This is a genomic window from Pandoraea sp. 64-18 (genome assembly GCF_001899225.1).
GTDB classification, from domain to species: Bacteria; Pseudomonadota; Gammaproteobacteria; order Burkholderiales; family Burkholderiaceae; genus Pandoraea; species Pandoraea cepalis.
Map to the genome: position 1 here is coordinate 123,735 of NZ_MKVU01000018.1, position 20,883 is coordinate 144,617.

The window sequence follows — 20,883 nt, forward strand, 5'->3', positions numbered from 1 at the left end:
TGGAGACTCGCCCCATGAGCGCCGAACTGCTTGCCGAACGCGTTGACCACACGCTGGTGCTGACGCTGTCGAACCCGGGGGCGCGCAATGCGCTGCACCCCGACATGTACGCCGCCGGGGTCGAAGCGCTGACCACGGCCGAGCGCGACCCGTCCGTGCGCGCCGTGGTGCTCACCGGCGCCGACAACTTCTTTTGCGCGGGCGGCAACCTGAACCGGCTGCTGGAGAATCGTCAGAAGGACCCATCGGTACAGGCGGCAAGCATCGACGCGCTCGCTGAATGGATCGAGGCGCTGCGTGCGTGTCCGAAGCCGGTCATCGCGGCCGTCGAGGGCGCCGCCGCCGGGGCGGGCTTCTCGCTCGCGCTCGCGTGCGACCTGCTCGTCGCGGCCGACAACGCCAAGTTCGTGATGGCCTACGTCAAGGTCGGCCTCACGCCCGATGGCGGCGGCTCATGGTTCCTCTCGCAAGCCCTGCCCCGCCCGCTCGCCACCGAGATCCTGCTCGAAGGCAAGCCGGTCGCGGCGGCGCGCCTGGCCGCGGCCGGTCTCGTCAACCGCGTGGTCGCGCCGGGACAAGCCCGGGCCGAGGCGCTGAACTGGGCGACCGATCTCGCGCAGCTCTCGCCGAACGCCGTCGGCCGGATCAAGTCGCTCATCGAAAGCGGTGCCAGCGAGACGCTCACCTCGCAGTTGGGCGCCGAGCGCGATAGTTTCGTCGCATCGCTTCACCATGCTGACGGTCTGGAAGGAATCAGTGCCTTCCTTGAGAAACGTCCGGCAAAATACGCCTGATGGCTTGACCGACCGCGCACGAACTTTGGACACGCACGGTCGGTCAATGCCTTGCCGCAGCGCCCCGTTAGACTGCCGGCGCCCCTCTCAGGAGAGTTACCGCATGCGCGACTCACTCGGCCAATCCGGCTCCGCCGCCGGTCCCTTGGTATTCACGCCACCACAGCGCCGCCGCATCTATCTGATGCGTCATGGCGACGTCACGTACTTCGACGACAGCGGCAAGCCTATCGACGCCGACGCGGTCGCACTCAACGAGCTGGGGCGCTCGCAAGCCAGCGCCGCCGGACGCGCCTTTGCCGCCGAGAACATCCGCTTCGATCGCGTGATCGTGAGCGGCCTGCCGCGCACCCGCGAGACGGCCGAGCGCGTGCTGGCCGAGACCGGACAACAGATCGACATCGAGACGTGGACGTGCTGGCGGGAAATTCGCGCCGGCAACATTGCCGACCTGCCGCCGGGCGAGATCGCGCAGGCGTTTCTCGGCGCGTTCGACGGCCTCGTGCCCGAGAGCACCCGCTTCATGAACGGCGAGTCGGTGCGCGAGTTGCTCGACCGCGTGGTGCCGCCGCTGGCGGAGCTGCGCGCCGATACGTCGTGGGATACGGTACTACTGGTGTTGCACGGCGGCGTGAATCGGGCGATTCTCTCGCATGCCATGCATCCGCTCGGACGCCTCTTCCTGGGCCAGCTCGCTCAGACCCCCGCCTGCATCAACGCGCTCGACGTGGGCGACAAGCCCGAAGACTGGGTCGTGCGCCTGATGAACTTTGCGCCGCCGCAACTGTTGCATCGCGATAACCGGCTGACCGTCATGGAAAAGATCTTCGCGTCGTTTGTGCGCACGCGAGCGCGAGGATAAGCGCGTCGGGCCATCGCACGACGTGAAGCGTCCGCACACGCAATAAGTAACAAGCAAAAAGCAACGCAGTCGAAGCGGTCGAAATCGTCACGAACAACGTAGCACCGGGAATGCAGGAGACAGCATGGCCGAGGAGCTCGCGCAAGACTATTCCACATTTGCCGGCGAACGCGCACTGGACGCGCGCGCGCCGTTCGATACCGCTGCGCTCGAAGGCTGGCTCGCCGCGCATGTCGACGGCTTTGCCGGGCCGCTGACGATCACGCAGTTCAACGGCGGTCAATCCAATCCGACTTATCGCCTGACGACCCCCAACGCCGCCTACGTGCTGCGCACCAAGCCCGCACCGGCCGCCAAACTGCTCCCGTCCGCCCACGCCATCGAGCGCGAATATCGTGTGATGGATGCCCTCGCCGGCACCGATGTCCCCGTCGCCCGCATGCGGGGACTGTGCGTGGACGAAAGCGTGATCGGGCTGGCGTTCTATGTCATGGACTTCGTGCCGGGGCGCGTGTTGTGGGACCCCTCGCTGCCCGGCATGACGCCGGCCGAGCGCGGCGCCATCTACGACGAGATGAACCGCGTCATCTCGGCCCTGCACCGGGTCGACTACGCGGCCATCGGCCTTACGTCCTACGGCAAGCCTGGCGGCTACATCGCGCGCCAGATCGCCCGGTGGAGCCAGCAATACCGCGCCTCACAGACGCAGACGATCGACGCGATGGACCGTCTCATCGAGTGGCTGCCCGCGCATTTGCCCTCTGGCGTGCCCGAGCGCACCAGCATCGTGCACGGCGACTTCCGCCTCGACAATCTGATCTTCCATCCGAGCGAGCCGCGCGTACTCGCCGTGCTCGACTGGGAACTGTCGACGCTCGGCGACCCGCTCGCCGACTTCAGTTATCACTGCATGGCATGGCACGTCACCCCCGGAGTGTTTCGCGGGATTGCCGGCCTCGATTGGGCCGCCCTCGGCATACCGGACGAAAACGCCTACGTCGCCCGCTACAGCGAGCGCACGGGGATTGCCCGGCCCGCGCAGTGGTATTTCTATCTCGCGTATAACATGTTCCGTATCGCCGCAATTCTGCAAGGCATCATGAAGCGCGTCGCCGACGGCACGGCCGTCAGCCAGCAGGCACTCGATGCCGGCCAGCGCGCGCGGCCGATGGCGGAACTCGCCTGGATGTACGCGCAGCGCAGCACAGCCCCCGCGCAGTGCGGGTCCCGGGATCTCGATCACGCAGGCAGTCAAGGAACGCAGACCTCATGAATTTCACCTACAGCCCGAAAGTCGAGGCATTGCGCGAGCGCCTCACCGCGTTCTTCGACGAGCACATTTTCCCGAACGAGCGTCACTATCTCGAAGCGATCGAGGTGGCGCGGCGCCAAGGCGACGCATGGCAGCCGTCGCCGGTCATCGAGCGCCTCAAGCCGCTCGCGCAGCAGGCCGGGCTGTGGAACCTGTTCCTGCCCGACTCGGGGCGCGGCGCGGGCCTGACCAACGTCGAATACGCACCGCTGTGCGAGATCATGGGACAAGTCCCGTGGGCGCCGGAAGTCTTCAATTGCAACGCCCCCGACACCGGCAACATGGAAACGCTCGAGCGCTACGCGACCGACGCGCAAAAGGCGCAATGGCTCGAACCGCTGCTGCGCGGCGAGATCCGTTCCGCCTTTCTGATGACGGAGCCGGACGTGGCGTCGTCCGACGCCACCAACGTCCAGTGCCGCATTCGCCGCGACGGCGACGACTACGTCATCAATGGCCGCAAGTGGTGGTCGACCGGCGCGGGCGACCCACGTTGTGCCGTCTACATCGTGATGGGCAAGACCGATCCGGACGCGCCGAAGCATGCCCAACAGTCGATGATTCTCGTGCCGGCCGACGCCAAGGGCGTAACGCGCGTGCGCCCGCTCACCGTCTTCGGCTACGACGACGCCCCACACGGCCATATGGAAATCGTGCTCGATGACGTTCGTGTGCCGGCCAGCAGTCTCCTGCTCGGCGAGGGACGCGGCTTCGAGATCGCGCAGGGGCGTCTCGGCCCGGGGCGTATCCACCACTGCATGCGGCTCATCGGGCTGGCCGAGCGTGCGCTTTCGCTGATGTGCCAGCGCACGCTCTCGCGGGTGGCGTTCGGCAAGCCGATCGCGGCGCAGGGCGTCACGCGCGAGCGCATCGCCGAAGCCCGGTGTTTGATCGAACAGGCGCGCCTGCTCACGCTCAAGGCCGCCTATATGATGGATACCGTCGGTAACAAGGCGGCGCGGGCCGAGATCGCCATGATCAAGGTCGTGGCGCCGACCATGGCGTGTCAGGTGCTCGACTGGGCGATGCAGGCGCATGGCGCGGCGGGGCTCTCGGGAGACTTCCCGCTGGCCTACGCGTATGCGAGCGCGCGCACGTTGCGCTTCGCGGACGGCCCCGACGAAGTCCATCGCAACGCCATCGCCAAGCTGGAACTGGCGCGCTACGCGAGCGCGCCGAGCGCCCCCGGCGCCCCGTCGTCAACTGACACCCCAACAAGGAGCCACAATTGATTCAGCTCTATTCCTGGGCCACGCCCAACGGCCACAAGGTCCACATCATGCTCGAAGAGTGCGGGTTGCCCTACCACGCACATGCCGTCGATATCGGGGCGGGCGACCAGTTCAAGGACGCCTTCCTCGCCATCTCGCCGAACAACAAGATTCCGGCCATCGTCGACGAGGACGGGCCGGACGGCAAGCCAATCTCGCTGTTCGAGTCGGGAGCGATCCTGCTGTATCTGGCGGGCAAGACCGGGCGCTTCCTGCCCGAGGATGTGCGCGGCAAGTACGAGACGCTCGAATGGCTGATGTTCCAGATGGGGGGCGTGGGACCGATGCTCGGTCAGGCGCACCATTTTCGGATCTACGCGCCCGAGAAAATCGATTACGCGATCAAGCGCTACACCAATGAGGCCCGGCGCCTGTACGGCGTGCTCGACAAGCAGCTCGGTCATCACCCCTACGTATCGGGCAACATGTACACCATTGCGGATATTGCGATCTGGCCGTGGCTGCGCTCGTGGAAGAATCAAGGTGTGGTGATGTCGGACTTCCCCAATGTGCAACGCTGGTTCGACGCCATCGAGGCCCGTCCGGCCGTGCAGCGCGGCATCAAGGTGCTGGCCGACGCGCGCAAGCCGCTTCAGGATGCCAAGGCCCGCGAGATACTGTTCGGCGCGACGCAATACGCGCGCCATTAGGCCACGGGCGAGCGGTGACGGTCCGGCGGGGCGTAGAGCGAAGTGGTTGACACTTCGCAACAGACTGCGGTTTCGCCGCGACGCTGGCGGTGCTAATCTAGGCGAATCACGCTCGATGCGTAGGCGCGTCGAACACGCCGAACACGTACCTGCAGACGTTTTTCAAACGTCTGCGACGCGGCTGGCCGCCGTCGTCCCCTTGCAGTTCGCAGTCCCTCGCCGCTGGCTTTTGGAAGATCCGGGAGATCCACATATGTCAGGCAAGTTCGAACTCAAGCGCAGTCCCAACGGTGAATTCCACTTTCACCTGATGGCCGACAGCGGGCACATTATCCTTTCGTCCGAGACATACAAGGCGCGGGCCTCTGCGCAGAACGGTATCGAGTCCGTTCGCAAGAATTCGGCCGAGGACCACCGTTTCGAGCGCAAGACGTCGACGTCCGGCCGCCCGTATTTCGTGCTCAAGGCGCGCAATGGCGAGATCATCGGCCAAAGCCAGATGTTTTCGAGCGCCGAGCAGATGGAAGACGGCATCACGCAGGTCAAACGCGATGCCCCGGCGGCCTCGGTGAGCGATCTGTCACATTGAGACCGCCGCGGCAGGCCGACGCGAGCGCGGGTGAGTCCGACGCTCGCGTGACTCAGTCACCGCGCTTCAAATAGAGCCCGGTTCCGCGGAACCGGCACACTTCTTCGCCGTGCTGATTCGTCGCCGTCCAGAGCTGGCGCACGATGCCCCGATCGGGACGGCTTTTCGACGCGCGCACTTCCAGCGTGCTGCTCGTGACCGTGATCGTGTCTCCCGGACGCACCGGTTTGAGCCACTCGATCTGCTCGACGCCCGGCGACCCCATGCTCGACGAGCGCGAGAGCAGTTGGTCGACGTTCATCCGCATCATGATGCTGCACGTGTGCCAGCCGCTGGCCACCAGCCCACCGAAATGCGACTCGCGCCCGGCCGCTTCATCGATGTGAAACGGCTGGGGATCGAATTGCCGCGCAAAATGCACGATCTCGTCCGCCGTGAACGTGTATTCGCCCAGATCGAAGGTGTCACCGACCGTGAAGTCTTCGAAGTAGTACTCGAGAGTTGCCATCGCTAGCTCCTGCATGCGGCGTGCTGGCGTCATCCGCCAGACGGTTACGGGCTTACTGCAACGTATCCTTGAAGCCGTCGGGAATCGGCAGCGGCATGACGTCGATGCCCTCTTCCGCCAGTGCTTCGCTCTCTTCGCGCGACACCGTGCCGCGAATATTGCGCTCCGGGGCTTCCGCATAGTGAATCTTGCGGGCTTCCTCGGCAAACTGGCTACCCACGTCTTCCGTGTTCGCCATGACGTGACGCACCGCCTTCATCCAGAGCGTCTGCAGCTCGCCTTTCGCTTTGGCGACGTCCCGCGAGGCCGAGTCGCCGGGCGGTCGCGCGGCCGGCGCGCCTTCGGCACGCAACGTCGCCCCCGACAGATTCAGGCGCGGCGCAGACGGCATGCGGGCAATCTTCGCGTCGCCGCAGACGGGGCATGTCACCAGCCCCCGCGCTTGCTGCGACAGGTAATCGTCCTCCGAGCCGAACCAGCCCTCGAAGGTGTGCTCGTGTGCACAACGCAAGTCAAAAACCTTCATGACGCAATGGATGTATCCCGACCCCGTGGGTCACGAGACCGGGGATCGAAAAAAATGACGATGGATCAGCGTTGTGGCGACCGCTCGTTCGGCTGCCACACGCCCGATAATATCTTTTCCAGCCAGAACGCGCCGATGATCGATTTGACGTCCGTGATACGCCCGTCCCGCACCCATTGCAGCAGTTCGGTCGCGGGCATCTTGAACACGTCGAGAAACTCGCCCTCGTCGAGGCGTTGTTCGCCAAGCGTGAGGTCGCGCGCAAGCCAGATGTCAATGAATTCCGTCGAGTACGAAATCACCGGGTGAATACGCGTGAGGTAATCCCAGCGCTCGGCGCGATACCCCGTCTCTTCCAGCAACTCACGCTGGCCGCACGCGAGACCGCCCTCCGCGTCGTCGAGCTTGCCGGCGGGCAGCTCCGTCATCACGCGCTCGAGCGGATACCGATACTGACGCTCCATGAGCACCTGGCCGTCGTCGAAGAGCGGGATCACCATGACGGCCCCCGGATGGGTGGTGTATTCGCGCGTTGCCGTCTTGCCGTCGGGTAGACGCACGCGGTCGCGCTTGATGGTCAGGAACGAACCGTCATAGACCGTATCGCTCTCAAGACGCGTCTCAATCAGATGTCGATCGTCGAATTGACGCTGGGTCATAAGCCCTCCACGGCTGAAAATTGGCGAACCCAAAACAAAACGCCGCCCAAGGGCGGCGTCTTGCGAAGCAAACATCTCAGGCCACAACGGCAGCCGGTCGATGGCGCCACAAATACCGGTACACGAAGCCCGGAAACGCGAACACGACGAAAAGACTGGCCGTGACCGCATAGAACTGCCAGCCCTGCGAAAACACGTTGCCGATGCCCGACTCGATCAGATAACCGAGCGCCCCCACCACGAAGTAAGCCACCGCCATCTCGACCAGCCGGCACCACAGCGGCTTGACCGCTCGCTTGAGCGCGATGACGCCAAACAGGCGCTGGTTCACGAACGGCAGATTCGCGCCCAACAGGGACAGCACAATCACCAGCATACCGCCTGCCGACATACCCATCGATCATCCCTCCGCCGGTTCGTCTGTCGTGCGCCGGGCCGGTCATTTCGACCCGCCCGGCCGCCTTCGTGTAGTCTAACGCGCTCAGCTGGCGAGCGTCAGCTTGATGGTGCGCAGGCACCAGTCCATCAGCGGGCCAGGCATCAAGCCCAGGTACAGCAGAACCAAACCGTTGAGCGACAGCACGAAACGCATCGTGCCGCTGCCCTGCAGCGCATTGTGGTCATCGGCCTTGTCGAAGTACATCAGCTTGACGACACGCAGGTAGTAGAACGCACCGATCAGCGAGGCCAACACCGCCACCACCGCCAACCACACCATGCCCGCGTTCACCACAGCTTGCAGCACGGCCAGCTTGGCGTAGAAACCTGCCAGCGGCGGAATGCCGGCCAGCGAGAACATCAGCATCAGCATCACGAACGCGAACCACGGGCTACGCTGGTTCAGGCCCTTCAGATCGGAGAGATTCTCTGCCTCGAAGCCTTGGCGCGAGAGCAGCAGCACGATACCGAACGTGCCCAGCGTCGTGAGCAGGTAGATCACGCTGTAGAACATCGACGAACCGTAGGCGTCGGCGATCCCGTCGATCTTGCCGCCCACCACGCCCGAGAGCATGCCCAGCAGCACGAAGCCCATGTGCGAGATGGTCGAGTAGGCCAGCAGGCGCTTGACGTTGGTCTGCACAATCGCCGTCAGGTTACCGATCACCAGCGAGAGCACCGCCATGATGATCAGCATCTGCTGCCAGTCGATCGCCAGCGGCAGCATGCCTTCGACGAGCAAGCGCAGCAGCAGCGCGAAGGCGCCCAGCTTCGGCGCGCCACCGATGAGCAGCGTGACCGGGGTCGGCGCGCCCTGGTAGACGTCGGGCACCCACATGTGGAACGGCGCAGCGCCGAGCTTGAACGCCAGACCGGCCACCACGAACACAACGCCGAACACCAGCACGACCTTGTTCACAGCACCCGAAGCGATGACTTCGAAGACCTTGGACAGTTCGAGCGAGCCGGTCGCGCCGTACATCATCGACATGCCGTACAGCAGGAAGCCCGAGGCGAGCGCCCCCAGCACGTAATACTTCATGGCCGACTCGGTCGCGTTCGTCGAATCGCGCCAGACGGCGGCAAGGGCGTACAGCGACAGCGACATCAGTTCCAGACCCAGGTACAAGGTCAGGAAGTTGTTGCCCGAGATCATCACCGACAGGCCCAGCAGCGAGAACAGGCTGAGAACGTAGAAGTCGCCGCGGGCGAGACCGCGGGCTTCCAGATACTTTTGACCGTAGACGAACGTGACGAACGTAGCGAGGCCGCCAAAGGCCTTGAGCAGGTTCGACATCGGATCGGCGACGAACACATTACCGAACAGGTAGTGCGACGCCGGATCACTGGCGTTGCATGCCCACAGCACGGACACGACTGCGGACGTGATGAGCGCCAGCACGTAGTTGAGCTTGCGCGTCTGGCCGAGGAACGCGTCGCACATCATGATCACGAGGATCATGAGCAGCAGGATGGCCTCCGGCAACGCAGGCAGCAGATTGATGTTTTGCATGATCTGGATATCCTCCCCGATTAAGGCAGCTTGGTCTGCGCCACGTGGGCGAGGAGGTTAACGACGGAGGTGTGCATCAGGTCGGTGAAGGGCTTCGGATAGATACCCATGAACAGCGTGAGCGCCGCCAGCACGGCCAGCATGAAGAATTCGCGCTTGTTGATGTCGACCAGCTCGCGCACGTGATCGTTGGCGATCGCGCCGAAAATCACGCGCTTGTACATCCACAGCGAATACGCCGCACCGGTGATCAGCGAGGTCGCAGCGAGCAGACCCACCCAGAAATTCAGCTTCACGGCGCCCAGGATCACCAGGAATTCGCCCACGAAGCCCGACGTCGCCGGCAGACCGCTGTTGGCCATCGTGAACAGCATGAACAGCGCTGCGAACTTCGGCATCGTGTTCACCACACCGCCGTAGTCGGCGATGTTGCGCGAGTGCATGCGGTCGTACAGCACACCGATACACAGGAACATGGCGCCCGAGACGAAGCCGTGCGAGATCATCTGGACCAGCGCACCCTGCATGCCGATTTCGCTGAACATGAAGAAGCCGAGAATCGCGAAGCCCATGTGAGCGATCGACGAATACGCCACCAGCTTCTTCATGTCGGTCTGCACCAGGGCCACGAGGCCGATGTAGACGACGGCGATCAGCGCGAGCGTGATCATGAAGCCCGACAGGTAGTGACTGGCGTCCGGGGCGATCGGCAGCGAGAAGCGCAGGAAACCGTAGGCCCCAAGCTTGAGCATGATCGCGGCCAGCACGACCGAGCCGCCGGTCGGCGCTTCCACGTGGGCGTCCGGCAACCAGGTATGCACCGGCCACATCGGCACCTTCACGGCGAAGGCCATGAAGAACGCCACGAACAGCAGTATCTGCACGTTCATCGGCAGCTTCGCGGCGTACCAGTCGGTCAGCGTGAACGAGTGCGTCACGTTGTAGAGGTAGATCAGCGCGACCAGCATGAGCAGCGAGCCGAGCAGCGTGTACAGGAAGAACTTGAACGCGGCATACACCCGGTTCGGGCCGCCCCACACACCGATGATCAGGTACATCGGGATCAGCGTGGCCTCGAAGAAGACGTAGAACAGCAGGCCGTCTTGCGCCGAGAACACCCCGATCATCAGACCCGAGAGGATCAGAAACGCGGCCATGTACTGGGCGACGCGCTCCGTGATCACTTCCCAACCCGCGATCACCACGATCACCGTGATAAGCGAAGTCAGCACGATCAGCCACAGCGAGATGCCGTCGATGCCGAGGAAGTAGTTGATGTGGAAGCGGTCGATCCAGCTCGATTTCTCGACAAACTGGAACGCCGCCGTATTGGCGTCGAAGTTCGAGATCAACGGCAGCGTGACCAGGAAGCTCATCAGCGACCCGATGAGCGACAGCGCACGTGCGCCGCCCGGGTTGCGGTCATTCCCCACCGCGAGGACAACGATCCCCGAGATGATGGGTAGCCAGATGGCCAGACTCAGAAGCGGTAGCGATTGCATTATTGTTGGCTCCCCCTATTACTTGCCGTTCAACGTCACAAACAGCGTCAGGAGCCCGAGCATGCCGAGGATCATGGCGAACGCGTAGTGGTAGATGTAACCGGATTGAACGAAGCGGATGACACCGGCGAACCAGCCCACCAGACGCGCGCTGCCGTTCACGACTGCGCCATCGATGAGACCTTGATCGCCAGCCTTCCACAGGCCGCGACCGATCTTGAGCGCGCCCTTGGCGAAGACCACTTCGTTGATCTTGTCCATGTAGTACTTGTTGTCGAGCAGGTTGTAGATGCCCGAGAACCGATTTTTCAGCGCTTCCGGAATATCCGGGCGCTTCAGGTAGAAGAACGCCGCGAGCACGATGCCCAGCGCCGACAGGGCGATCGGGAGCGTGCCGAACGAGTGCAACGCCATCGCCAGCCAGCCGTGGAAATCGTGGCTCAGCTCTTCCATCGCCGGATGGTTTTCGCCAACGTAGATCACGTCCTTGAACGCCACGCCCTGCTTGAAGAAGCTGCCGAACAGCATCGGGGCAATCGCGATGGCGCCGATGATGACCGACGGAATCGCCAGCAGAATCAACGGGATCGTGACCACCGCCGGCGACTCGTGCGGCTTCTGACCCGGGGCCAGACCGTGGTGGTGATCGGCGGTTTCCTCTTCTTCCTCGTGATGCTCGTCATGGTCGTGATGCACCTGACCGAAACGCTCCTTGCCGTGGAAGACCATGAAGTACATGCGGAACGAGTAGAACGCCGTGACGAAGACGCTGGCGACCACGGCGAAGTACGCGAAGCCCGAGCCCGGCAGATGCGAGGCGGCCACGGCTTCGATGATCGAGTCCTTCGAGTAGAACCCGGCGAAGAACGGTGTCCCGATCAGCGCGAGCGAGCCCAGCAGCGACGTGATCCATGTGATCGGCATGTACTTCCACAGGCCGCCCATGTTGCGCATGTCCTGATCGTGATGCATGCCCATGATGACCGAGCCCGCACCGAGGAACAGCAGCGCCTTGAAGAACGCGTGCGTCATCAGGTGGAAGATGGCGACCGGGTAGGCCGACACGCCGAGCGCGACCGTCATGTAACCGAGCTGCGAGAGCGTCGAGTAGGCCACGACACGCTTGATGTCGTTCTGGATCATGCCCAGGAAGCCCATGAACAACGCGGTGATCGCGCCGATGATCGTGATGAACGACAGCGCCGTGTCCGAGAGTTCGAACAGCGGCGACATGCGGCTCACCATGAAGATCCCCGCGGTCACCATCGTGGCCGCGTGAATCAGTGCCGAAATCGGGGTCGGGCCTTCCATCGAGTCCGGCAGCCACACGTGCAGCGGGAACTGCGCCGACTTACCCATCGCACCGATGAACAGGCAGATACAGGCCACGGTGATCAGGCGCCAGTCGGTGCCCGGAAACGACAGGGCCGCGACCTCGTTGGCCTTGGCGAACACTTCGCCGTAGTTCAGCGTGCCGGTGAAGGCCAGCAGCAGGCCGATACCGAGCAGGAAGCCGAAGTCGCCGACGCGGTTGACCAGGAACGCCTTCATGTTGGCGTAGATCGCGGTCGGACGCGTGTACCAGAAACCGATCAGCAGGTACGAAACCAGGCCCACCGCTTCCCAGCCGAAGAACAGTTGCAGGAAGTTGTTGCTCATCACGAGCATCAACATCGAGAACGTGAACAGCGAGATGTACGAGAAGAAGCGCTGGTAGCCAGGATCTTCCGCCATGTAGCCGATGGTGTAGATGTGCACCATGAGCGAGACGGAAGTGACCACGCACATCATCGTAACGGTGAGCGTGTCGACGAGGAAGCCGATCTCGAGCTTGAGCTCGCCGATGCGGGCCCATTCGTAGACGGTGGCGTTGAAGCTCGCCCCGTTCATGACGTCGATGAACGTCATGACCGACAGGACAAACGCGACCAGTACGCCGAGGATCGTGACCGTGTGGGCGCCCGCGCGTCCGACTTGCTTGCCGAACAGGCCGGCAATCAAGGAGCCGACGAGCGGCGCCAGCGGGATCGCGAGCAGCAGGTTGGGATTCAATGTGGATGCCATAACAGCGTTCGCTTTGTTTAACCCTTGAGGCGGTCGAGATCTTCGACGTTGACCGTTTCGAGCTTACGGAACAGCGTGACCAGAATGGCCAGCCCGATCGCGGCTTCCGCCGCGGCCACCGTAAGAATGAAGAACACGAATACCTGACCGGCAATGTCGCCCAGGTAATGCGAAAACGCGACGAAGTTCAGATTGACCGCGAGCAACATCAGCTCGATGGCCATGAGCAGCACAATCACATTTCTGCGGTTGAGGAAGATACCGGTAATGCTGATCGCGAAGAGAATCGCGCCCAACACCAGGTAATGCGCTAGCGACAACGAGATCATGCTGTCTCCTTATTCCGCCGCCGGCGCGTCGGTGCCGGTGGACTGCTGCCGGGCTTCGGCGGGCATCGACACCAGACGCACGCGGTCGCGCGCCTTCACGCGCACCTGCTGGCTCGGGTCGGTCTGTTTGTGGTCCTTACGGGTACGCATGGTCAGCGCAACTGCCGCCACGACCGCCACCAGCAGGATCAGACCTGCCACTTCGAAGGCAAAGATATAGTCGGTGTACAGCGCGATACCAAGCGCCTTGGTGTTCGCCACGTCCGGGGCCGAGACCGCCTTGACCGGCGAGCGCGTGGCGCCGTAGCCGCGCATGAGCACCAGTGCCGATTCGACGATCATGATCGCGCCGACAGCGCTCGCCAGCGGGATGAACTTGCCGAAACCGCGCCGCAGTTCGTCGAGATTGATGTCGATCATCATCACCACGAACAGGAACAGCACCATCACCGCGCCGACATACACGAGCACCAGCATGATGGCGAGGAACTCGGCCTCGAGCAGCATCCAGATCGCCGCGGCGTTGAAGAAGGCGAGCACCAGGAACAGTGCCGACTGTACGGGGTTGCGCGCGGTCACGACCTTCAGGCCGGAGATCACGAGGATCAGCGCAAACACGTAGAAAAGAAAGGTTGTGAATTCCATAATCACCGGGTGTTGCGAGAATTAGCCAACGTCAATTGCCGTACCGGGCGCACCGTCGCTGCGCTGCGCCCTGCCCTGCTTAACGGTACGGCGCATCGGCCGCCTTGGCCGCCGCGATCTCGTTTTCGTAACGATCGCCCACCGCGAGCAACATCTCCTTGGTGAAGTACAGATCGCCACGCTTCTCGCCGTGGTACTCGAGAATGTGCGTCTCGACGATCGAGTCCACCGGGCAGCTTTCTTCGCAGAAGCCGCAGAAAATGCACTTGGTCAGATCGATGTCGTAGCGCGTGGTACGGCGGGTGCCGTCGTCGCGCACATCCGACTCGATCGTGATGGCCATTGCCGGGCACACCGCTTCGCACAGCTTGCAGGCGATGCAGCGCTCTTCACCATTCGGATAACGGCGCAGCGCATGCAGACCGCGAAACCGCGGCGACATCGGCGTCTTCTCTTCCGGAAACTGCACCGTCACCTTGCGTGCGAACGTATAGCGCCCTGTGAGCGCCATGCCCTTGAGCAGTTCCAACAACAGGAAACTGCCGAAAAAGTCTTTGATTGCCCTTACCATGGGATTCCTCTACTCCGTTCGCCTCAGCCCCAGATGTTCCAGGGGGACATGATCCAGACACCCACCACGATCACCCAGATGATCGTCAGCGGCAGGAATACCTTCCAGCCCAGACGCATGATCTGGTCGTAGCGGTAGCGCGGGAACGTCGCACGCACCCAGATGAACACCGACAGCAGCAGGAACACCTTGAACGCCAGCCAGAACACACCCGGGATGAACGACAGGAAGCCGAACGGCGCACTCCAGCCCCCCAGGAACAGCACCGAGGCCAGCGCCGAGATGATGATCATGTTGATGTACTCGGCCAGGAAGAACAGGGCGAAGCCCATGCCCGAGTATTCGATCATGTGACCGGCCACGATTTCCGATTCGCCTTCCACCACGTCGAACGGGTGGCGGTTCGTTTCGGCAATGCCCGAGACGAAGTAGACGACGAACATCGGCAGCAGCGGCAGCCAGTTCCACGACAGCAGGTTCAGCCCCAGACCCGCGAACATGCCGTGCTCTTGCGAACGCACGATGTCCGACAGGTTGAGCGAGCCGGCCGTCATCAGCACCGTGACCAGCGCGAAGCCCATGGCGATTTCGTACGAAATCATCTGGGCCGACGCGCGCATGGCGCCGAGGAAAGCGTATTTCGAGTTCGATGCCCAGCCGGCGAGAATCACGCCGTACACGCCGATCGACGAAATCGCGATGGCGTAGAGCAGCCCGGCGTTCACGTCGGCCAGCACGGCGCCCGGCTGGAACGGAATCACCGCCCAGATCGCGAAGGCGGGCAGCACGGCCATCACCGGCGCGATGGCGTAAATGCCCTTGCTCACCTGCGACGGCGTAATGACTTCCTTGAGCAGGAGCTTCAACACGTCGGCTATCGGCTGGAGCAGACCGGCCGGGCCCACGCGGTTCGGGCCCAGACGCACGTGCATCCAGCCGATGAGCTTGCGCTCCCACAGAATCAGGTACGCCACGCACAGCAGCAGGATCACGGCCACGACGAGGATGCGGACCAGCGCCCACACCGTCGGCCAGGCCACGCCCAGCAGTTGCGTGCCGTATTGATTGATGACTTCGTTCAGGCTCATTTACGCCTTCTCCACCGAAATTTCACCGAACATCGCGCCAAGCGCGGCGGATGCCGGCGTGGCCGCCGGCACGCGCACCACATTGGCAGGCAACGTTTCCGAACGCGCAGCCGGCAGCGTGACCACCGCATCGCCCTGACGCACGCGCACGGCGTCGCCCGCGGCGAGGCCCAGGCGATCGAACAGCGCCGCCGGGAGCGTGGCACGCAGCGCGGCCTTGGCGTCGTTGGTCAGTTGCAGCGACGGGGCACGGCGTACCAGCGCGTCGGCCGAGTAGATCGGCACGTCGGCCAGACGCTCCAGGCCCTGCCCGGCTGCCGTCGGTGCAGCCAGCGCGGCCTTGGCGCGGTTGTCGAGCGAGGCGACCGAGAATCCGGCGAGCGCTTCGTCGCGCACCTGTTCCGCGGTGTCCTGCGCGAAGCCTTGCAGCTTGAGCAGATTGCCCAGCACGCGCAGCACCTTCCAGCCCGGACGCGTCTCGCCCAGCGCACGCACCACACCGTTGAAGTGTTGCGGCAGCCCTTCGGCGTTGACGAACGTACCGGCCGTCTCCGTGAACGGGGCGATCGGCAGCAGCACGTCGGCGTACTCGAGGCCGTGCTTGAACGGCGAGAGCGAGACCACCATCTTCGCGGCGTTCAATGCCGTGAGCGCTTGCTTCGCATCGGCCGAGTCGTACTCCGGCTCGGCGTTCAGCAGCAGATACGCCTGGCGCGGTTGCGCGAACAGCGCAGCGGCGCCCTTGGCGTTCGTGGCCTTCACCGCGTAGGCACCGACCGTGTTGGCGCCTTCGGTGAGGAAGCCCAGCGTGGCGCCGGTGATATCGGCGATCACTTGCGCGATGGCGTGCAGTTGTGCGAATTGCGGATGCTGCACCACGGCGTTGCCCAGCAGGATGGCACGACGCTCGCCGTTCACCAGCGAGGCGGCGATGGCGTTGGCCGTGTCGCTGACGTTCACGCCGGCGAGCTCAGTCGGGGCGGCAACGCCCTTGGCCGCCGCCGCGGCGAGCGCGATACCGGCCAGCTCGCTCACCCATGCGCTCGGTGCGGCGATGATCTTGTTGGCGAGCTTCACCAGCAGATCGTCGTCCGAGCCGTGCAGCACGTGCAATTGGCCACCGGCCTTCACCGCGGAGCGCAGACGCGAAGCGAACAGCGGATGATCCTTGCGCAGGAACGAGCCGACGACCAGCGCGCTTTGCAGCGTGTCGAGGTCCGCGATCGGCAGGCCGAGCCACGGAGCCCCCTGGGTGCCGCCCGACACGTCCGTCTGACGCAGACGGAAGTCGACGTTATCGCTGCCCAAGGCGCGCACGAACTTTTGCAGCAGGTGCAGTTCTTCGATCGTGGCGTGCGGCGAGGCCAGCCCGGCGACGGCATCGGCGCCGTGGTCGCGGATGATGTCCGTCAGACCATGCCCGACATATTCGAGCGCCGTCTGCCAGTCGACTTCGTGCCACTCGCCGCCTTGCTTGAGCATAGGCTTGGTGAGGCGCTCGTCGCTGTTCAGACCTTCGTACGAGAAACGATCCTTGTCCGAGATCCAGCATTCGTTGAGCGCTTCGTTTTCGAGCGGCACAACGCGCATGACCTGGTTGTTCTTCACTTGCACCACGAGGTTCGCACCCACGCCGTCGTGAGGGCTCACCGACTTGCGGCGCGACAGCTCCCACGTCCGGGCGCTGTAGCGGAACGGCTTCGAGGTCAGGGCACCGACTGGGCACAGGTCGATCATATTGCCCGAGAGTTCGGAGTCGACCGTCTTGCCGACGAACGACGTGATTTCCGAGTGCTCGCCGCGCCCCAGCATGCCGAACTCCATCACGCCGGCCACTTCCTGGCCGAAACGCACGCAACGGGTGCAGTGAATGCAGCGCGACATCTCTTCCATCGAGATAAGCGGGCCGACATTCTTGTGGAACACCACTCGCTTCTCTTCCTGATAGCGCGACGCCGACTTGCCGTAACCGACGGCCAGGTCCTGCAGTTGGCACTCGCCCCCCTGATCGCAGATCGGGCAATCGAGCGGGTGGTTGATCAGCAGGAACTCCATCACCGATTGCTGCGCCTTCACAGCCTTCTCGGAGTTGGTGCGCACGATCATGCCGTTGGCCACCGGTGTGGCACAGGCCGGCACCGCCTTCGGGGCCTTCTCGACCTCGACCAGGCACATGCGGCAGTTCGCGGCGATGGACAGCTTCTTGTGGTAACAGAAGTGGGGAATATAGGTGCCGTTCTTCTTGGCAGCCTGGATCACCATGCTGCCTTCGGGCACCTCGACCTTTTGGCCGTCAATTTCGATTTCAACCATAGCGGTTCAATGCCAAGCGTCAAAAGGGATTAGTGAGCGCCGACCAAGCAATGCTTGTGCTCGACGTGGTAGGCGAACTCGTCCCAGAAGTGTTTGAGCATGCCGCGCACTGGCATCGCTGCGGCGTCGCCCAGCGCGCAAATGGTGCGGCCCATGATGTTCTCGGCCACCGAGTTGAGCAGGTCCAGATCTTCCTGGCGGCCTTCGCCATGCTCGATTCGATTGACCACGCGCCACAGCCAGCCAGTGCCCTCACGGCACGGCGTGCACTGACCGCACGATTCTTCGTAGTAGAAGTACGACAGGCGCAACAGCGAGCGCACCATGCAGCGCGTCTCGTCCATGACGATCACGGCGCCCGAGCCCAGCATCGATCCAGCCTTGGCGATGCTGTCGTAGTCCATCGTCGTTTCCATCATCAGCCCGGCCGGCACGACCGGTGCCGACGAGCCGCCCGGAATCACGGCCTTGAGCTTCTTGCCACCGCGCATGCCACCGGCCAGTTCCAGCAATTCGCCGAACGGCGTGCCCAGCGGCACTTCGTAGTTACCCGGCAGCTCGACGTCGCCCGACACCGAGAAGATCTTGGTGCCGCCGTTGTTCGGCTTGCCCATTTCCAGGTACTGCTGCGGGCCAGTGGCCAGCAGGAAAGGAACCGCGGCGAACGTCTCGGTGTTGTTGATGGTCGTCGGCTTGCCGTACAGACCGAAGCTCGCCGGGAAAGGCGGCTTGAAACGCGGCTGGCCTTTCTTGCCTTCAAGCGATTCGAGCAGCGCGGTCTCTTCGCCGCAGATGTACGCGCCATAGCCATGGTGCGCATGCAGCTCGAACGAGAAGTCCGTGCCGAGAATGTTGTCGCCCAGATAACCGGCAGCGCGCGCTTCCTCGAGCGCCTCTTCGAAGCGTTCGTACACTTCGTAGATTTCGCCGTGGATGTAGTTGTAACCGACGGTGATGCCCATGGCGAAACCGCCGATGGCCATGCCTTCGATCAACGCATGCGGGTTGTAGCGCAGGATGTCGCGATCCTTGAACGTACCGGGTTCGCCTTCGTCCGAGTTACAGACAAGGTATTTCTGCCCCGGGAACGCGCGCGGCATGAAGCTCCACTTGAGCCCCGTCGGGAAGCCTGCGCCTCCGCGGCCACGCAGGCCCGATGCCTTGACGTCGGCAATGACCTGCTCCGGCGTGAGGCCTTCCTTCAGGATACGGGCAAGCTGCTGGTACCCCCCGCGCTTGACGTAATCTTCGAGGTGCCAGTTCTCGCCATTGAGGTCGGCGAGGATCAGCGGCTTGATGTGACGGTTGTGCAGCGACGTCATGCTTTCTCTCCCGCGGCGCCCGTGGCCTTGAGCTCGTCGAGGAGCGCGTCGACCTTGGCTTCGTTCATGAAGCCGCACATGCGATGGTTGTTCACCAGCAGGACGGGTGCGTCGCCGCAAGCGCCCATGCACTCGCCTTCCTTGACCGTGAAGAGACCGTCCGGCGTGATGTCGTTGTAGTCGACACCCAGCTTCTCTTTCAGGTACTTCGCCATCTCTTCGCCACGCGTAAGCTGGCAAGGCAGGTTCGTGCACACGGTCAACTTGAACTTGCCCACGGGGCGCGTGTTGAACATGGTGTAGAAGGTTGCGACCTCTTGCACCGCGACTGCGGGCATCTCGAGGTAGTCCGCCACGAATTGCATCACTTCGGGCGACAACCAGCCTTTCTCGACCTGCGCTACGGCAAGGGCGTGCATCACCGCCGACTGTTTCTGGTCGGCAGGGTATTTGGCAACGGCACGGTCGATTTTCTTCAGGGCTTCGGGAGAAAGCATTTCCGATCCGACGGTTCTTTAAAACGTTATCCCCGCTCGCGCCAGCGCTGGCAGACCGGTTTTTTCGGCCACCCGCGACTCACAGGCACGGCAACTGGAACGGCAATGGCATCGACCTGCGAAACCCTGCCGAATTAAAACTTAAGGGCGCCAGAGGCGCCCACTGCGCGTTTAGCGATCGATCTCGCCGAACACGATGTCCTGGGTCCCGATGATCGCCACAGCATCGGCAATCATGTGGCCCTTCGCCATCTCGTCGAGCGCGGAAAGATGGGCAAAGCCCGGCGCACGAATCTTCAGGCGGTACGGCTTGTTCGCGCCGTCCGACACCAGGTAGATGCCGAACTCGCCCTTCGGGTGCTCGACGGCGGCATACGTTTCGCCGGCGGGCACGTGGAAGCCTTCGGTGAAGAGCTTGAAATGGTGAATCAGCTCTTCCATGTTCGACTTCATTTCGACCCGCGAGGGCGGCGCCACCTTGTGATTGTCCGTAATCACCGGACCTTCATTGGCACGCAGCCACGTCACGCACTGGCGGATCAGGCGGACAGACTGGCGCATTTCTTCCACGCGCACCAGATAGCGGTCGTAGCAATCGCCTTCCTTGCCCACAGGAATGTCGAAATCGAGACGATCGTACACTTCGTACGGCTGCTTTTTGCGCAGATCCCAGGCAATGCCCGAGCCGCGCAGCATAGCGCCGGAGAAGCCGAGCTGCATGGCACGCTCGGGCGACACGACGCCGATCCCCACCAGGCGCTGCTTCCAGATACGGTTGTCGGTGAGCAGCGTTTCGTACTCGTCGACACACTTCGGGAAGCGGTTGGTGAAGTCTTCGATGAAGTCGAGCAGCGAGCCTTCGCGTGCTTCGTTCATCTTCTTGATGGCGCGCTCGTTGTGGAACTTCGATGCGCGATATTGCGGCATCGCGTCCGGCAGGTCGCGATACACGCCGCCCGGACGGTAGTAGGCCGCGTGCATACGGGCACCCGAGACGGCTTCGTACACGTCGAACAGGTCTTCGCGTTCACGGAAGGCATACAGGAATACCGCCATCGCGCCCACGTCGAGTGCGTGGGAACCAATCCACATCAGGTGATTCAGAATCCGCGTGATTTCGTCGAACATCACACGGATGTATTGCGCGCGAATCGGCACGTCGACGCCGAGCAGCTTCTCGATCGCCATCACGTAGGCGTGCTCGTTGCACATCATCGAGACGTAGTCCAGACGATCCATGTACGGCACGGATTGCAGGAACGTCTTCGACTCGGCGAGCTTTTCGGTCGCGCGGTGCAACAGGCCGATGTGCGGATCGGCGCGCTGGATCACTTCGCCATCCAGCTCGAGCACCAGGCGCAGCACGCCGTGCGCTGCCGGGTGCTGCGGACCGAAGTTCAGAGTGTAGTTCTTGATGTCTGCCACAAGGC

Annotated in this window: 21 protein-coding genes; 6 read left to right on the forward strand and 15 right to left on the reverse strand. The window is 63.2% G+C overall.

Annotated features, from left to right (window positions below; all coding sequences use genetic code 11):
* Positions 1-14 precede the first annotated feature (14 nt).
* From BGP02_RS15665 to BGP02_RS15690, 6 genes are all read left to right on the forward strand, one after another.
* A complete protein-coding gene (locus tag BGP02_RS15665) occupies positions 15-794 on the forward strand; it encodes an oxepin-CoA hydrolase, alternative type (protein WP_017233036.1) in 780 nt (259 codons plus the stop codon).
* 103 nt (positions 795-897) lie between these two features.
* Complete coding sequence (locus BGP02_RS15670; RefSeq protein ID WP_150563043.1) at positions 898-1,656, forward strand: histidine phosphatase family protein; 759 nt, start codon at positions 898-900, stop codon at positions 1,654-1,656.
* Positions 1,657-1,780: 124 nt separating this feature from the next.
* Entirely contained in the window at positions 1,781-2,929 is a 1,149-nt protein-coding gene (locus BGP02_RS15675; RefSeq protein ID WP_017233034.1) for a phosphotransferase, read from the forward strand.
* Complete coding sequence (locus BGP02_RS15680; RefSeq protein WP_017233033.1) at positions 2,926-4,200, forward strand: acyl-CoA dehydrogenase family protein; 1,275 nt, start codon at positions 2,926-2,928, stop codon at positions 4,198-4,200. Before BGP02_RS15675 ends, BGP02_RS15680 begins: the two co-directional genes overlap by 4 nt.
* A complete protein-coding gene (locus BGP02_RS15685) occupies positions 4,197-4,889 on the forward strand; it encodes a glutathione S-transferase C-terminal domain-containing protein (RefSeq protein ID WP_017233032.1) in 693 nt (230 codons plus the stop codon). The genes BGP02_RS15680 and BGP02_RS15685 overlap by 4 nt, the downstream gene beginning before the upstream one ends.
* Before the next feature lie 253 nt (positions 4,890-5,142).
* The gene (locus BGP02_RS15690; RefSeq protein WP_017233030.1) at positions 5,143-5,478 is read left to right on the forward strand and encodes a YegP family protein; all 336 of its coding nucleotides are present in this window, start codon (positions 5,143-5,145) and stop codon (positions 5,476-5,478) included.
* Between the two features lie 52 nt (positions 5,479-5,530).
* Here the strand turns inward: BGP02_RS15690 and BGP02_RS15695 are convergent, their stop codons facing one another.
* The 15 genes from BGP02_RS15695 to BGP02_RS15765 all read right to left on the reverse strand — a co-directional run bounded on the left by BGP02_RS15695 (position 5,531) and on the right by BGP02_RS15765 (position 20,878).
* On the reverse strand, positions 5,531-5,986 hold the full coding sequence (locus tag BGP02_RS15695) for a MaoC family dehydratase (protein WP_017233029.1): 456 nt from the start codon (positions 5,984-5,986) through the stop codon (positions 5,531-5,533).
* A 52-nt stretch (positions 5,987-6,038) separates the two neighbouring features.
* Positions 6,039-6,512 (reverse strand): DUF1178 family protein, encoded by a 474-nt coding sequence (locus BGP02_RS15700; protein WP_261938768.1) that lies wholly within the window; start codon positions 6,510-6,512, stop codon positions 6,039-6,041.
* A gap of 65 nt (positions 6,513-6,577) precedes the next feature.
* Positions 6,578-7,171, reverse strand: a complete 594-nt coding sequence (locus BGP02_RS15705; RefSeq protein ID WP_017233027.1) for an NUDIX domain-containing protein — start codon at positions 7,169-7,171, stop codon at positions 6,578-6,580.
* Between the two features lie 76 nt (positions 7,172-7,247).
* Entirely contained in the window at positions 7,248-7,562 is a 315-nt protein-coding gene (locus BGP02_RS15710; protein ID WP_017233026.1) for a DUF2818 family protein, read from the reverse strand.
* A gap of 90 nt (positions 7,563-7,652) precedes the next feature.
* Positions 7,653-9,122, reverse strand: coding sequence for an NADH-quinone oxidoreductase subunit NuoN (gene nuoN / locus BGP02_RS15715; RefSeq protein WP_017233025.1), 1,470 nt, complete (start codon positions 9,120-9,122; stop codon positions 7,653-7,655).
* 20 nt (positions 9,123-9,142) lie between these two features.
* Complete coding sequence (locus BGP02_RS15720) at positions 9,143-10,624, reverse strand: NADH-quinone oxidoreductase subunit M (RefSeq protein ID WP_017233024.1); 1,482 nt, start codon at positions 10,622-10,624, stop codon at positions 9,143-9,145.
* Positions 10,625-10,642: 18 nt separating this feature from the next.
* Positions 10,643-12,688, reverse strand: coding sequence for an NADH-quinone oxidoreductase subunit L (gene nuoL, locus BGP02_RS15725; protein ID WP_017233023.1), 2,046 nt, complete (start codon positions 12,686-12,688; stop codon positions 10,643-10,645).
* 17 nt (positions 12,689-12,705) lie between these two features.
* Entirely contained in the window at positions 12,706-13,017 is a 312-nt protein-coding gene (nuoK, locus tag BGP02_RS15730) for an NADH-quinone oxidoreductase subunit NuoK (protein WP_017233022.1), read from the reverse strand.
* A 9-nt stretch (positions 13,018-13,026) separates the two neighbouring features.
* A complete protein-coding gene (locus tag BGP02_RS15735) occupies positions 13,027-13,662 on the reverse strand; it encodes an NADH-quinone oxidoreductase subunit J (protein ID WP_017233021.1) in 636 nt (211 codons plus the stop codon).
* 79 nt (positions 13,663-13,741) lie between these two features.
* Positions 13,742-14,233 (reverse strand): NADH-quinone oxidoreductase subunit NuoI, encoded by a 492-nt coding sequence (gene nuoI, locus BGP02_RS15740; RefSeq protein WP_017233020.1) that lies wholly within the window; start codon positions 14,231-14,233, stop codon positions 13,742-13,744.
* Positions 14,234-14,256: 23 nt separating this feature from the next.
* Positions 14,257-15,321 (reverse strand): NADH-quinone oxidoreductase subunit NuoH, encoded by a 1,065-nt coding sequence (gene nuoH / locus BGP02_RS15745; RefSeq protein ID WP_017233019.1) that lies wholly within the window; start codon positions 15,319-15,321, stop codon positions 14,257-14,259.
* Positions 15,322-17,634 (reverse strand): NADH-quinone oxidoreductase subunit NuoG, encoded by a 2,313-nt coding sequence (gene nuoG / locus BGP02_RS15750; RefSeq protein ID WP_286798819.1) that lies wholly within the window; start codon positions 17,632-17,634, stop codon positions 15,322-15,324.
* Positions 17,635-17,663: 29 nt separating this feature from the next.
* On the reverse strand, positions 17,664-18,956 hold the full coding sequence (gene nuoF / locus BGP02_RS15755) for an NADH-quinone oxidoreductase subunit NuoF (protein WP_017233017.1): 1,293 nt from the start codon (positions 18,954-18,956) through the stop codon (positions 17,664-17,666).
* Positions 18,953-19,453, reverse strand: coding sequence for an NADH-quinone oxidoreductase subunit NuoE (nuoE, locus tag BGP02_RS15760; RefSeq protein WP_017233016.1), 501 nt, complete (start codon positions 19,451-19,453; stop codon positions 18,953-18,955). The genes nuoF and nuoE overlap by 4 nt, the downstream gene beginning before the upstream one ends.
* 171 nt (positions 19,454-19,624) lie before the next feature.
* On the reverse strand, positions 19,625-20,878 hold the full coding sequence (locus tag BGP02_RS15765) for an NADH-quinone oxidoreductase subunit D (RefSeq protein WP_017233015.1): 1,254 nt from the start codon (positions 20,876-20,878) through the stop codon (positions 19,625-19,627).
* Between the last annotated feature and the right edge of the window lie 5 nt (positions 20,879-20,883).